The organism is Streptomyces hygroscopicus (assembly GCF_026168105.1).
GTDB classification, from domain to species: Bacteria; Actinomycetota; Actinomycetes; order Streptomycetales; family Streptomycetaceae; genus Streptomyces; species Streptomyces hygroscopicus_D.
The window spans coordinates 1-13,815 of sequence record NZ_LBMW01000042.1 but is presented as its reverse complement, the minus strand read 5'-3'; the positions used below and the strand labels follow the sequence as shown (position 1 = coordinate 13,815).

The window sequence follows — 13,815 nt, the reverse complement described above, 5'->3', positions numbered from 1 at the left end:
CATGTGCTCGTTCCGGGACACTGGACAGCGGCTGGAAGGCCTTGGGGCCAGCCTCTATGATCGGCACACTTTCCTGCACGAACACGGCTTGTACGGCCGCTCACCACGCGGCCGTCGACCCCGACGAGACCCACGAGATCCGTACGAAGAACGAGTGCACTGCGGGAGCGAGCGGTGAGCGGAACGTCCGAAGGGCCGACGCCCGCGGCAGACCTCGTCGGCCGGGCAGTCACAGAGCGTCACGAGACCATGCCGTCCGGCGCGTCCGCGCCACCGCCGCTGCCAGGGGCGCACCCCCTCCCGCCACCGGGCGACGCGCCACCGCCGGCACCGCCACCGCCGCTCTCCCCCGCACTCCAACCCACCTCCTTCGCCGCCACGTTCGCCGTCGCACCCCTTGCCATGGCGGTCGTCGACCGCGAGGGCCTGGTCCTCATCGCCAACGAGACGATGGGATCGCTGCTCGGCACCGGGAAGGACGGCCTGGCCGGAAAGGCCGCCGCCGATCTGATGGACCTGTCCTCGGACGCCCGCACCTGGCATGCGTACCGCGAGGTGCTGCGCGGCAGGCAGGCCAGGCTGCGCTGCACCCGCCGCCTCAAACACCCCGACGGGCACTCGCTGTGGGTCCAGGTGACCGTCACCCCGCTGCCCGAGGCCGAGAAGGCCGTCCTCGTCTCGGTCGCCGACATCAGTGCGCGCCGCGAACTCCAGGCGCAGCTACGACACTTGCAGATGCACGACCCGGCGACCCGCCTGCCCAACCGCACGCTGTTCTTCGAACGCCTGTCGGCCGCGCTGGAGGCGGAGTCGTACGAGGAGAGCGGCAGCGGCCGGATCGGGCTGTGCTATCTGGACCTCGACGGATTCAAGGCCGTCAACGACACGCTCGGGCACCGCGTCGGCGACCGGCTGCTCGCGGCCGTCGCCGAACGTTTGATGCGCTGCGCGGACGAGGCGGGCCGCGCGCGGGCCGCCGCACCCCTGGTGGCCAGGCTGGGCGGCGACGAGTTCGCCCTGCTGGTCGAGGACTCGACAGGCACCGAACAACTCGCCGAACTGGCCGAGTCGGTGCTGAAGGCGCTCCAGGCGCCGTTCGAGCTGTCCGGCCAGCGCCTGTCGGTCTCGGCCTCCATCGGGGTCGTGGAACGGCACGCGGCCGGGACGACGGCGACCGGTCTGATGCAGGCGGCCGATACGACGCTGTACTGGGCGAAGGCCGACGGCAAGTCCCGCTGGACCCTCTTCGACCCCGAGCGCAACGCCCACCGCATGACCCGCCAGGCCCTCTCCTCCGGTCTGCGCCCGGCCATCGAGCGGGGTGAGTTCGCCCTGGAGTACCAGCCGTTGGTGGGGATGGAGGACGGGCGGGTGCGCGGGGTGGAGGCGCTGGTGCGCTGGCATCACCCGCAGTTCGGCACCTTGACGCCGAATCGGTTCATCGGACTGGCGGAGGAGGACGGCTCGATCGTGCAGCTCGGGCGCTGGGCGCTGGGGACCGCCTGCCGCCAGGCGCGCCGCTGGCAGCTGGAGCGCCCTGAGGAGCCGCCGATCTTCGTCAGCGTGAACGTGGCGGTGCGTCAGGTCTGGGACTCCGACCTCGTGGCGGACGTGGCGGACACCCTCGCGGAGACGGGACTCGCCCCGCATCTGCTGCAGTTGGAGCTGACCGAGTCCGCGGTCATGGGCTCGGCCGGCCGCCCCCTCCAGGCTCTCCAGGCGCTCAGCGACATGGGGGTGCGCATCGCCATCGACGACTTCGGCACCGGCTACTCGAACCTCGCCTACCTCAGCAGGCTGCCGGTGTCGGTGCTGAAGCTGGACGGTTCGTTCGTCCGTGGCTTCCAGTACGAGGGCACGGACCCCCATCCCAACCCCGCGGACGAGGTCATCGTGGAGGGCGTGATCCAACTCGCCCACCGGCTGGGCCTGACGGTCACCGCGGAGTGCGTGGAGACCTCCGCGCAGGCATCCCGCCTGCGCAGGATCGGCTGCGACACCGGCCAGGGGTGGCTGTACTCGCGGCCCGTGCCGCCGGACCGCATCTCCGAACTGGTGGAGGCGGAGGCCTGCCGCCGCAGCTGACCGGGAGGGTGCCGTCCCCCGTGCGACGGCACCCTCCCGAGCTCACGCGGCGGGCAACCCGTAGGCGTCCGCGATCAGTTCGTACGAACGCAGACGCAGCTCGCCGCGGTGGGCGTGGGACGTGAGCATCAACTCGTCGGCGCCGGTGCGCTTCTGGAGATCGTCCAGGCCGGACCGGACCTCGTCCGCCGTGCCGTGCACGATGTTGGCGGCCCAGGACTGCACGAACTCCTCCTCCAGCGGCCCGAATGCGTACGCCTCGGTCTCCTCGGGGGTGGGGAAGAGGCCGGGACGGCCGGTGCGCAGCCGCACCATGTTCAGTGCGGCGGCCCTGACCTGGCGGCGGGCCTCCTTCTCGTCGTCGGTGGCGAGCGCGGACACGCCGATCAGGGCGTACGGGGCGTCGAGAACCTCGGACGGGCGGAAGGACTCGCGGTACAGGTCGAGCGCCGGGATGGTGTTGTGCGCCGAGAAGTGGTGGGCGAAGGCGAAGGGCAGGCCGAGCATGCCGGACAGGCGGGCGCTGAAGCCGGACGAGCCGAGCAGCCAGATCGGCGGGCGGTGCGGGGACTGGACGCCGCCCGGGGAGCTGCCCTGGACCGGACCGGGAATCGCGTGGATCCGGGAGTAGGGGTGGCCGTCGGGGAAGTCGTCGTCGAGGAAACGGGTCAGCTCGGCGAGCTGCTCGGGGAAGTCGTCGGCGCCCTCGCTGAGTCGTTCGGTGCGGCGCAGCGCGGCGGCCGTGGCGCCGTCGGTGCCCGGGGCGCGGCCCAGACCCAGGTCGATACGGCCCGGCGCCATGGCCTCCAGTGTGCCGAACTGCTCAGCGATGGCGAGCGGCGCGTGATTCGGGAGCATCACGCCGCCCGAGCCGAGACGGATGCGGTCCGTGTGGGCGGCGAGGTGGGCGAGGATCACGGCGGGCGAGGAAGAGGCCACGCCTGGCATGGAGTGGTGCTCGGCCACCCAGTAGCGGTGGAAACCCCGGGACTCCGCGAGACGGGAGAGCGCGACACTGGTGCGGAGGGCTTCCGAGGCGGTGTGTCCGGCGCCGACCGTGACCAGGTCCAGTACCGACAGGGGGACGGGGGCGGTGCCCTGGGTGATGCCTCGGATCTCGTCCACCGGGATGCCTCCTGCTGTGCGCGTCGCGTCCGCCCGTCGGCAACAGGAGGCAGTCCCCGGTTATTCCCGGCCCCGCCGCCGCGGTGACGCGTCACACCTGGACGATCGGCTCCTTCGTGAACAGGGTCCCGAGCTCCGGTGCGTTCACCCGGCGGTCGACCAGACGCAGGGCCTCCCACACCGTTACCTGGTTCGCCGTGAGGACCGGCTTGGCGAGCTCCTGCTCGAGGGCCGGCAGATGCGCGACGGTGTGGAGCGCGGCGTCGGGGAGCAGGATCGCGTCGGCTTCGGCGTGGTCGGCCTGCCGGGCCAGCTCCAGCACTTCCTTCACGCCCCAGCCGGCCACCTCCGCCGCCGTGACGATTCCGGCGGAGTGGACCGACATCACCTTGGTGTCCGCCTCCCGCAGGAATCCGGCGAACAGCTCCGTGATGTCGTCCGGATACGTCGCCGCGACCGCCACCCTGCGCGCTCCGATCTCCCGCGCCGCGTGCACGAAGGCGAAGGAGGTGGAGGAGGCCGGCATTCCGGCGGTGCGCGCGAGGGCGCGCACCTGTTCGTGGGCGCCCTCCCAGCCGTGCACGAAGCTGCCGCTGGTGGAAGCCCACACGATGGCCTCCACGCCGGCCAGGCGCAGCTCCTCGACGCCCGCCGCCAGCCGTCGCGGTGAGCCCGTCTCCCTGAGGGCATCGACGCGGTGCGTGTCCTCGCCGCCGGCGGTGTGGACGAGGTCGACCCGGATGTCGCTGGCCAGCAACTGCTCGATGCGTGGATAGTCGTCCTCGGCGAAGTGGCCCGGGTAGAGGAATCCGAGTGCGGTCATGCCCAACCTTCCTGTTCTTTTGGCGGTACGGGTCCGTGGTGTGCTGCCTCGTCGGGCGGCGCCCGACGAGGACCCACCGCTCGGGTACCCAGATGAGGCGAAGCCGGTCGCCCTCATCACCTGCTTGGCCGAGACGGCACCCGTCACGACGGGGCGAACACCCCCCGGTCGGGGCGGTCCGGCGCCGTCCCGACCGTGTTGACGAGGCCGGTTTCGGGTGCGACCGTGGTCAATCCGCGCATATCAGACGCCCGGCCGGTCCCTCCGGCCGCCGCCGAACGGAGAACCGGTTCCCGCATGACCGCTCCCCCGCCCGGCCCCACCCTGCTCGTCCTGGACGCGGAGCCGCCGCCCCGGCTCGGCCGGCTCACCGGACGGGTGCGGATCGAGCACGCGGACGCCTCGACGCTCGCCGAGCGGCTGCCGTACGCCGACGTCCTGCTCGTCTGGGACTTCACCTCGCACGCGGTGCGCGACGCCTGGCCCGGCGCGGGTCCCCGGCCCCGCTGGGTGCACACCGCGAGCGCGGGCGTGGACCATCTGATGTGCCCCGAACTGACGGCGTCCGACACGGTGGTGACGAACGCGCGCGGCATCTTCGAGCAGCCCGTCGCCGAGTACGTGACCGCGCTCGTCCTCGCCATGGCCAAGGATCTGCCGCGCACGTGGGAGCTGCAGCGGGAGCGGGAGTGGCGGCACCGCGACACACTGCGGGTGGCGGGCACGCGCGCGTGCGTGGTCGGCTCCGGGCCGATCGGGCGGACGATCGCCCGTACGCTAAAGGCCCTCGACGTCACGGTCTCGGTCGTGGGCCGTGTTCCGCGCACCGGGATCCACGGCCCGGCCGACCTGGACCGGCTGCTGGCCCGCGCCGACTGGGTGATCGCGGCGGCGCCGCTGACCGAGCAGACGGAAGGCATGTTCGACACCCGCCGCTTCGGCGTCATGCAGCCCTCGGCCCGCTTCGTCAACGTCGGGCGCGGGCAGCTCGTGGTGGAGGAGGCACTCGCCGACGCGCTGAGGAAGCGGTGGATCGCGGGCGCGGCCCTGGACGTCTTCCAACAGGAACCGCTCACCCCGGACAGCCCGTTGTGGCAGGTGCCGGGCCTGCTCGTGTCCCCGCACATGAGCGGCGACACGGTCGGCTGGACCGACGAACTGGCAGCCCAGTTCATCGAGTTGTACGACCGCTGGGAGGCGGGGAAACCGCTGCTGAACGTGGTCGACAAGGGCCGCGGGTACGTGCCCGGGCACTGAACCGGGTCGGGGAGCGCGCGAGGAGGGCGGAACCCGCCCCGGTCGGCGGTGGCGCGACGCGCGCGGATCCGGCCACGGCACCCACGCCGGAGCGCGGCCCGCCTCCCGTACGTCGCCTCCGGTGCGGGGCCCCGCAGCCCGGCCGGAGAGCGGGCGCCTCCCGAGACGCGCACCCGCTTCCCTCCGGAACGCGCCCCCGCCCCACGGGTCGCATTCCGTCCGGAACCCCGGCCCGAACGCACCACGCACCCCCCGCACACGCGACCGGCAACCGTATGCCCGTCCCCGGCAGCCCGGATCCCGGTGCGGCCCTGGGCTCGCCGTATCCGCCGCCCGACCTGGGAATCTCCGGGCCGGGACCGCCCGTGCAAAGAACGGGACCGAAATCGGCCTGCATACATCGCATGGTCTCGGGTAGCCGCGCGCCCATGGCTCCACCACGGACGAATGACGCAGGGAAATGCGGAACCAGCCGCCGGTCACTGCTCGCCGGCGCCGCCGCCTTGGGCGCGCTGGGCGCCGCCGGCTGCAGCCGCGTGGCCACGGCTTCGACCACGCACGGCGGTGATCTGCTGAGCCGGCTCAAGGCCCAGGGCGTCGTTCGCCTAGGCATCGCCGGAGAGATCCCCTTCGGCTACATCGACAAGAACGGCAACCTCACCGGCGAGGCCCCCGAGCTGGCCAAGGCCGTGTTCAAACGCCTCGGCGTCGACCGCGTCCAGCCCGTGCCGACCGAGTTCGGCTCGCTCATACCCGGGCTGAACTCCCAGCAGTTCGACGTCGTCTCGGCCGGGATGTACGTCAACCCGGACCGCTGCCAACAGGTCATCTTCGCCGACCCCGACTACCAGATGCTCGACGCCTTCATCGTGCGGAAGGGCAATCCCAAGGGCCTGCACAGCTACAAGGACGTCGTCGACAAGAAGGCGAAACTCGCCACCGGCACCGGATACGCCGAGATCCAGTACGCGGTCGAGGCCGGCTACAAGCAGAGCGACCTCCTGATCGTCCCCGACCAGGTCGCCGGACTGAACGCCGTCGAGGCCGGACGTGTCGACGCGTTCGCCGGGACCGCCCTCACCACCCGTGAAGTCGTCAAGAACTCCAGCAAGGCGGAGTCCACGAAACCCTTCGCGCCCCTGGTCAAGGGGAGACCCCACGTCGACGGCGGCGCCTTCGCGTTCCGGTCCACCGAGACGAGCCTGCGGGACGCCTTCAACGCCGAGCTGAAGAAGATGAAGGCCAGCGGCGAACTCTTCCGCATTCTGCGGCCGTTCGGCTTCACCAAGGCCGAGATGACCGACATGACCGCGAAGGAGCTGTGCCGCGGATGACCTCGGGACTCTGGGAACTCGTACTCAAAGGCATCTGGACCACCGTCCAGCTCCTCGTGCTCAGCGCACTGCTCGCGACGGCCGTCTCCTTCACCGTCGGTATCGCACGCACCCACCGGCTCTGGATCGTCCGCTTCCTCGCCGGCTTCTACACCGAGGTGTTCCGCGGCACCTCCGCCCTGATCATGATCTTCTGGGTGTTCTTCGTCCTTCCGCTCGCCTTCGGCTGGCAGCTGGTGCCGATGTGGGCGGGCACGCTCGCTCTCGGGCTGACGTACGGGGCGTACGGGGCGGAGATCGTGCGCGGTGCCCTGAACTCCGTCGACCCGGCGCAACGCGAGGGCGGAATCGCGCTGAGCTTCACACCCTGGCAGCGGATGCGGAAGATCCTGCTGCCGCAGGCGGTGCCGGAGATGATCCCGCCGTTCTCCAATCTGCTGGTCGAACTGCTCAAGGGCACCGCGCTGGTCTCCGTGATGGGCATGGGCGACCTGGCGTTCAGCGGCAACCTGGTGCGGCTCGCGCTGCAGGAGAGCGCGCAGATCTACACGTACGTCCTGCTCATCTACTTCGTGATCGCCTTCCTGCTCACCCGCCTGATGCGCAAACTCGAGCACCGGCTCAAGGCCGGGGCCGGAAAGGCGCCGGAGACCAAGGTCTCCGTCCCGCAGCCCGTCGGAGGTGGTGTCTCGTGAACTGGGACTGGAGTGCCGTCCGCGACTTCATGCCGCACTTCTGGGACGGCCTGCTCGTCACCCTCCAGGCGCTGGCCCTCGGCTCGCTGATCTCGTTCGCCGTCGGCCTGGTCTGGGCGCTGCTGATGCGCACGCCGAGCCGCTGGGTGCGCTGGCCGGTGGGGACCATCACCGAGTTCATCCGTGACACCCCGCTGCTGGTGCAGCTGTTCTTCCTCTTCTACGTGCTGCCTGAGTGGGGGCTCACCTTCTCCGCGCTGACCACCGGTGTCGTCGCGATCGGCCTGCACTACTCGACGTACACGATGCAGGTCTACCGCGCCGGTATCGACGCCGTGCCCGTCGGCCAGTGGGAGGCCGCCACCGCACTGAGCCTGCCGGCGCGGCGCACCTGGGCGGCGGTGATCCTGCCGCAGGCCATCCGCCGGGTCGTGCCGGCACTCGGCAACTACGTGATCGCGATGCTCAAGGACACACCGATGCTGATGGCGATCACCGTCCTCGACATGCTCGGCGAGGCGCGGCTCTTCTCACAGCAGCACTTCCAGTTCACCGAGCCGCTCACCGTCATCGGTGTGGCCTTCGTCCTCATCTCCTACCCCGCCTCCCTCCTCCTGCGAGCCCTGGAGCGACGCCTTGTCCGCTGACACCCCTCTGATGAAGGAACCCGACGCCCACGCCAACCCGCCCGCAGCCACGGGCGAGCTGATCCGCCTCGAGAAGGTCACCAAGCGCTTCGGCGACCACACGGTCCTCGACCGGCTCGACTTCTCGGTCGACGCCGGGAAGCACGTCACGCTGATCGGTCCGTCCGGTTCGGGGAAAACCACGATCCTGCGGATGCTGATGACCCTGACCAAGCCCGACGAGGGCACGATCACGGTTGCCGGGCAGCAGCTGTACCCGGCCCCGGAGAAGCAGGTGCGGGAGATCCGCAAGAACATCGGAATGGTCTTCCAGCAGTTCAATCTGTTCCCGAACATGAAGGTGCTGCGGAACATCACGGAAGCGCCGGTGACCGTCCTCGGCCTGTCGAAGGACGAGGCCGAGCAGCGGGCGCGCGAACTGCTCGACCTGGTCGGGCTGAGCGATCACCTCGACAAGTACCCGACCCAGCTCTCCGGCGGCCAGCAGCAGCGGGTCGCGATCGCCCGGGCCCTGGCGATGCGCCCGCAGGTGCTGCTGCTCGACGAGGTGACGTCGGCGCTCGACCCGGAGCTGGTCGCCGGAGTTCTCGATGTCCTCCGTGACATCGCCCGCACCACGGACATCACGATGCTCTGTGTGACCCATGAGATGAACTTCGCGCGGGACATCTCCGACCGGATCCTGATGTTCGATTCCGGCCATGTCATCGAGGCGGGCTCCCCGGAGAAGATCTTCAGCGAACCCGAGCAGGCACGCACGCGGGAATTCCTCAGCGCAGTGCTCTGACTACAGGAGGTGAAGCCGGAGGTGGGACGGGGAACAAGCGGCCGGCTTATGACGCAGGCATAAGCCGGAGTGGCGCGTACCTGCTGAGAGGGCCAAGTGCACCACAAAGTTCGTCAACACCCGCTCCCCGGAGAGCGCTTGAGCCTTATCGTGGGTGCAGCCCAGCTGTCCCGAGAACGGCCCAAAAAGCGCAGGGGGAGACCGTGGCGCTGACCCATGAGCCGACCGCCCCGTACCACTCGGCCCAGGACGCCCTGCGCGTCCTCGAGACAGTGGCCGGGCACTCCGCCGGTGTCACCGACGCCGAGCTCGCCCGCCAGACCGGACTCGGCACCCACCGGCTGTCCTCACTCCTGCGGATGCTGCGCAGGGAGGGGTACGTAGAGCAGACCGCCGACGGCGCGTACGTCACCGGTGCCGCCCTCAGCCGGCTCGGCTCCGCCCATGGCCACGAGCAGGCGCTGCGCGAGACGCTCCAGCACACCCTCGACAGGCTGCGCGACTCGGTGGGCGCCGCGATCTACATGAGCCGCTACATCGACGGCGAGGTGCAGGTCACCCAGTGCGCCGACGGCCCGGCGACACCCGCGGTGCACGAGTGGGTGGACTTCCGCTCCTCTGCCCATGCCAGCGCGGTCGGCAAGAGCCTGCTCGGTCAGCTCGACCTCAACGGCCGCCGGGATCATCTCGCCCGGCACAGGATGGCCCGGCTCACCTCGCGGACGATCACCAGCGAGAAGGTCCTGCTGTCCCGTCTCGCCGCCCATCCGCCGACGGTGCCGGTCCTCGACCTCCAGGAATACGCGGTGGGCACGGTGTGCGCGGCCGTCCCGATCACCGCCGGCTCCTCGGTGGGCTGCCTGGCACTCTCCCTGCCGGTGGAGCACGCGCACCGCCTGCGGCAGGCGGCGGACCGGCTGAACAGGGGGGCGGCTCCGGTCCTGCTGTCCCTGGCGATCTGAGGGTGGTCGGAACCACCAGTGCGGACCAGGTAGTATTTCTTTTGTCGCCGGACGCGAGAGCGAGCGAGCGACGGAGTCTGCGCCGCTAGCTCAGTTGGTTAGAGCAGCTGACTCTTAATCAGCGGGTCCGGGGTTCGAGTCCCTGGCGGCGCACCATGGCGATGGCGAGTCGTGTTCGCGGAAAGCGCGAACGGGCTCGCCGCCGTCGTTTCTGCGCGGCTTCGCCGCGCGTTGCGAGGGTCCGCCACCACCCCCCTTCGCGGGCGCCCCCTGTTTCCCGGTGCCCTACCGTGCGAGCAGCTCCTCGCGCCCCTGCTCGCGGTACTCGGTGAGGAGCTCTGCCACATCACGTTCCGTGAAGCTCCGGTACGCGGACTCCCCCGGCGGGCGCCACCACACCGGGTCGGCGCACCGGAACCCCTCGCGCCGCAGGCCCACCCGGTGGATCTTGTTGGTGGCGGTGACGGGCATCCGACGGACGACGCGCACGAACCGGGGCGCCATCTTCGTCCCCAGGTCCGGCTGGGCCGCAAGGAAGGCGGCGAAGGCCGCCGGGTCGAAGACCCGCTCCTCCTTGAGCGCCAGCGCCGCCATCACCTGGTCCCCCGCCACCGGATCCGGCACCGCGTACACGGCCACGGCGGCGGCGGCCTCGTACCGGGCGAGGATGTTCTCGATCACCGCGGCGGCCAGGTTCTCGCTGTCGACACGGAGCCGGTCGTCCGTGCGGCCGGCGAAATAGAGGAAGCCGTCGCGGTCGCGGTAGAAGAGGTCGCCGGTCCAGTACCAGCCGTCGCGGATGCGGGCGGCGTCCGCGGCCGGGTTGCGCCAGTAGCCCTCGAAGGGGTTGGTACCGCGGTTGACCAGCTCCCCGATGGCCGTGTCCCCGTTCAGCAGACGGCCGTCCCCGCCGAAGACGGCGGGCGGGCACTCCTTGCGGGTTCCCGGGTCGACGACGGCCAGGTCGTCGCCGGGCGCCGCGCTGCCGATCGCCCCGGGCGGGGTGCCGGGCGTGCGCTGGATGGCGGCGCCGCCCTCCGACGACCCGTACCCCTCCACCAGCCGTACTCCGAAACGCCGCTCGAAGGCCGTCGCGTCCGCCGTGCCCGCCTCCGTGCCGAAGCCGAGCCGCAGCGGGTTGTCCCGGTCGTCGGGCCGCTCCTCGGTCGCCAGGACGTACTGCACGGCACGCCCGACATAGGTGAAGTACGTCACCCCGTAGGCCCGTACGTCGGCCAGGAACCGCGAGGCCGAGAAGCGCCGGCCGAGCGCGACGGGGGCGCCCGAGACCAGGGCGGGGGCCCAGTCGGCGATCACCGCGTTGCCGTGGAACATCGGCATGCAGATGTAGTGGACGTCGTCGGCACTCAGCCCGAAGTGGCCCACCAGCGACCGGCCCGCCGCCGCGAGCCGCCCCTGAGAGCAGATAGCGGCCTTGGGGGCTCCGGTGGAGCCGGAGGTGAAGTAGAGCAGAAGGCGGTCGGCGGGGGTGGCCTTCGAGACGTCCGGCTCGGCGCCCTCGTACGCGGCGACGAGCTCGCTGTACGGCTCCGTTTCGGTCACCAGCAGACGCACGTCCGGCAGGTCGAGCCCGTCGAGCAGCCGGAGACGCGCGCGCTCGGTGACCAGGACGCGGCACTCTGTGTGCAGGATGTCACGGGCCAGCTCGGGGCCGCGCCGGGTGGGGTTGATCCCGGCGACGGCCGCGCCCGCCAGGGCCGCCGCGCTCAGCCACAGCGGATACTCCGGGGTGTTGTCCAGCAGCACACCGAGGTGCGGCTCGGCGCCGGGCGGCAGCAGATCGGCGAGCAGCGCCGCACGCGCCGCCGCCCCCGCGGCCATCTCGTGCCGGCTGAGCATCCGCCCCTCGAACCACAGGCCCGGGCGGTGGTCACCCCACTGCTCCCACACCAGCTCCGCGACGGTGGACCTCGTGGAATCCATGGGATCGCACGGTAATTGACGTAACGTCAGATGACGAGACCCACGGCTTCCATGGTTGCCCCGGGCTCGTACGACTCCACGCGCGCCGTCATGGCCATGTCGGCGCGCGTGGAGTTCTCCGCTCAGAACCTGACGTCCGCGCAGGAGTAGAACGCGTTGCCCGTGTCCGCGATCGTCCACACCCCGAGGATGATGTGGTGCCCGCTCAGCCCGGTCGGCAGCGTGCCGGTGTGGGTGAGCGTGGACGGCGGGCGCTGCCCGTTGTACGGGACCGTCAGGAACGGGGTGGTGTTCAGGTCCGCGCGGGTCAGGGCGTGGTTCTGGTTCCAGCCCGGCCGGGTGACGTAGTACTTGAAGTCGGTCGTCGCGTGCGAGGCGGTGAACTGCCAGCGGAAGGTGTAGCTCTGCCCGCCGGTCACCCGGGTCGTCGGCCAGGCCGCGCCCGAGGGCGTCCTCGGCTGGTCGAGGGCGCCGAAGTTGGTGTGGTTCGCCGAACAGATCTGACCGTCGTTCGGTCCGGCCGCCGGGAAGCCCTTCGGGCCCTCGACGCTCTGCGGCTCCCACTGGATGTCGCCGCAGCCGGGGACGATGCCGCCGTTCGCGGCGCACATCTTCTGCCTGCTGAGGGGCTGGTCGGTGTAGCCGTGGGCGTCGGCTCCGCCGGTGGAGAGCACGAAGGCTCCGGCGGTCGCGAGGCCCAGCACGGCGGCGTACAACTTGGTCCTTGTGCGCATGCTGCCGCTCCTGGAGAACGTGGGGGAAGTTCAGTGAGCCGTGCAGGTCTAGACCAAGTTCCAGATTATTGTCGCGAGTTGAACATGTCCATACCAATCGGCGGGGCTTTCAGACCCCGTCGGCCGAACGCCTCGTGCAGAACGCCACCGTCAGGTCCTTCACCAGCGCCTTGCGCTCGTAGTCGTCGAGTTCGACCAGGCCCCGGGTGGTCAGCCGGGTGACGGTGTCCTCCACCGAGTCGACGACGGAGCTGAGCAGCGTGTCGCGGTGCCGGGCGTCCAGCGCGGCGATCCGGCGGCGCTGGATCCAGTCGGCGATCTCGGGGGCGTACTCGATCCGCGTCGGCTGCATCGAGAACACCTCCAGACCGACCGGCGCGGCCTCCTGGGCCACCAGGCGGGTCAGCGTGTCGGCGACCGCCTCGACATGACGCAGGGTCACCCCGTCCTTCGCCGGAGGCAGATCGCCCGACACCTGGGGCAGCACCCGTGCGAGCGCCGACTCGACGCACTCCCGCAGATACCTCTCGTGGTCCTCCGTACCCAGCACGGCCCGCGCGGTGTCCCTGACCCGCCAGGTCACCAGCACTACCACGCGCAGCGGGACCCCGTTGGCGTCGACCGCGGGGATCGGCTCGCTGCGCCAGTGCCGCAGCCGTACGTCGACCCGGCGGCGCACCACCAGCGGGTTCACCCACATCAGCCCGGTGCGTCGGACCGTCCCGCGATAGCGGCCGAACCGGCCCAGCACCCAGGCACGTCCGGTGCGCCCCCGTGCGAGCCCGCCGAAGCCGAAGAGGGCGAGCGTGCCCGCCCCTGCGTACGCGGCCCACTGCACGAACCCGAGGCCCGCGCCCGCGGACGCCGGAAGTCCCAGGGCGCTCACCGTGTCCGGGGGCAGGCCCCCCGCCCACCACGAGACGGCCGCGCAGGCGGCCGTCCCGCCGAGGCCGGCCAGCACGCCCGCCGCCCCGGGCAGCACCCGGGCCGGTCGCTCGGCCGACTCGGGTTCGACGGCCGGCACCCGTCGCCCCTGCGGGGCGGGCCGGGACGCCCTCGGCGGCTCGTCCGTGCCGAGCCGTCGCGCCACGACGGTCGGGGTGAGCGGCACGGCGACCGGGTCGGAGTCGTCCCGGAACAGCAGATGGACGGGGATCTCGGTGGTGGACTCACTGTGAATGAGCCGCGCGTGCCGGACCCCTGGCTGATCCGGCGCCACCCCCTCACCCCGGACACCGGCAGACCCCGACGCCGTCCCTTCGTCCCGCGCACCCTCACGATCCGACGCCGTCACTGCGCCCTCGGACTCCAGCACCACCCCGTCACCGCCCGCAACCGAACGCTCCGACGTCACCCCCTCCCCTCGCACCACCGCAGACTCCGGCCCCGCCCCCTCATCCCGCCCACCCACAGAATCCGGCC

General features: G+C 71.1%; 12 protein-coding genes and 1 tRNA gene. 8 read left to right on the top strand and 5 right to left on the bottom strand.

Features of this window, described 5'->3' with window-relative positions; genetic code table 11:
- Nucleotides 1–174: 174 nt before the first annotated feature.
- Nucleotides 175–2,085, top strand: coding sequence for a putative bifunctional diguanylate cyclase/phosphodiesterase (locus tag AAW14_RS30345; protein WP_265567503.1), 1,911 nt, complete (start codon nt 175–177; stop codon nt 2,083–2,085).
- Between the two features lie 42 nt (nt 2,086–2,127).
- Here the strand turns inward: AAW14_RS30345 and AAW14_RS30340 are convergent, their stop codons facing one another.
- Both AAW14_RS30340 and AAW14_RS30335 read right to left on the bottom strand, forming a co-directional pair.
- Entirely contained in the window at nt 2,128–3,216 is a 1,089-nt protein-coding gene (locus AAW14_RS30340) for an LLM class flavin-dependent oxidoreductase (RefSeq protein WP_265567587.1), read from the bottom strand.
- 85 nt (nt 3,217–3,301) lie between these two features.
- Nucleotides 3,302–4,033: a decarboxylase gene (locus AAW14_RS30335; protein WP_265567501.1), complete on the bottom strand. Its 732-nt coding sequence runs from the start codon at nt 4,031–4,033 to the stop codon at nt 3,302–3,304.
- 297 nt (nt 4,034–4,330) lie between these two features.
- Here AAW14_RS30335 and AAW14_RS30330 point away from each other — a divergent pair, with 297 nt between their 5' ends.
- The 7 genes from AAW14_RS30330 (at nt 4,331) to AAW14_RS30300 (ending at nt 9,871) form a co-directional block, all read left to right on the top strand.
- The gene (locus AAW14_RS30330) at nt 4,331–5,290 is read left to right on the top strand and encodes a D-2-hydroxyacid dehydrogenase (protein WP_265567499.1); all 960 of its coding nucleotides are present in this window, start codon (nt 4,331–4,333) and stop codon (nt 5,288–5,290) included.
- Nucleotides 5,291–5,694: 404 nt separating this feature from the next.
- Entirely contained in the window at nt 5,695–6,624 is a 930-nt protein-coding gene (gene ehuB, locus AAW14_RS30325; RefSeq protein WP_416223399.1) for an ectoine/hydroxyectoine ABC transporter substrate-binding protein EhuB, read from the top strand.
- Nucleotides 6,621–7,319 carry an ectoine/hydroxyectoine ABC transporter permease subunit EhuC gene (gene ehuC / locus AAW14_RS30320; RefSeq protein WP_265567496.1) on the top strand — a complete coding sequence of 233 codons (699 nt, stop codon included), beginning with the start codon at nt 6,621–6,623 and terminating at the stop codon, nt 7,317–7,319. Before ehuB ends, ehuC begins: the two co-directional genes overlap by 4 nt.
- A complete protein-coding gene (ehuD, locus tag AAW14_RS30315; RefSeq protein WP_265567494.1) occupies nt 7,316–7,966 on the top strand; it encodes an ectoine/hydroxyectoine ABC transporter permease subunit EhuD in 651 nt (216 codons plus the stop codon). Before ehuC ends, ehuD begins: the two co-directional genes overlap by 4 nt.
- A gap of 10 nt (nt 7,967–7,976) precedes the next feature.
- The gene (ehuA, locus tag AAW14_RS30310; RefSeq protein ID WP_265567492.1) at nt 7,977–8,753 is read left to right on the top strand and encodes an ectoine/hydroxyectoine ABC transporter ATP-binding protein EhuA; all 777 of its coding nucleotides are present in this window, start codon (nt 7,977–7,979) and stop codon (nt 8,751–8,753) included.
- Nucleotides 8,754–8,956: 203 nt separating this feature from the next.
- Nucleotides 8,957–9,715, top strand: coding sequence for an IclR family transcriptional regulator (locus AAW14_RS30305; protein WP_265567490.1), 759 nt, complete (start codon nt 8,957–8,959; stop codon nt 9,713–9,715).
- Nucleotides 9,716–9,794: 79 nt separating this feature from the next.
- A tRNA-Lys gene (locus AAW14_RS30300) sits at nt 9,795–9,871 on the top strand.
- Between the two features lie 129 nt (nt 9,872–10,000).
- Here the strand turns inward: AAW14_RS30300 and AAW14_RS30295 are convergent.
- From AAW14_RS30295 to AAW14_RS30285, 3 genes are all read right to left on the bottom strand, one after another.
- On the bottom strand, nt 10,001–11,659 hold the full coding sequence (locus tag AAW14_RS30295; protein ID WP_265567488.1) for an AMP-binding protein: 1,659 nt from the start codon (nt 11,657–11,659) through the stop codon (nt 10,001–10,003).
- A gap of 122 nt (nt 11,660–11,781) precedes the next feature.
- Nucleotides 11,782–12,393, bottom strand: a complete 612-nt coding sequence (locus tag AAW14_RS30290; protein WP_265567486.1) for a lytic polysaccharide monooxygenase auxiliary activity family 9 protein — start codon at nt 12,391–12,393, stop codon at nt 11,782–11,784.
- A 109-nt stretch (nt 12,394–12,502) separates the two neighbouring features.
- A complete protein-coding gene (locus tag AAW14_RS30285; RefSeq protein ID WP_265567585.1) occupies nt 12,503–13,612 on the bottom strand; it encodes an SPFH domain-containing protein in 1,110 nt (369 codons plus the stop codon).
- Nucleotides 13,613–13,815 lie beyond the last annotated feature (203 nt).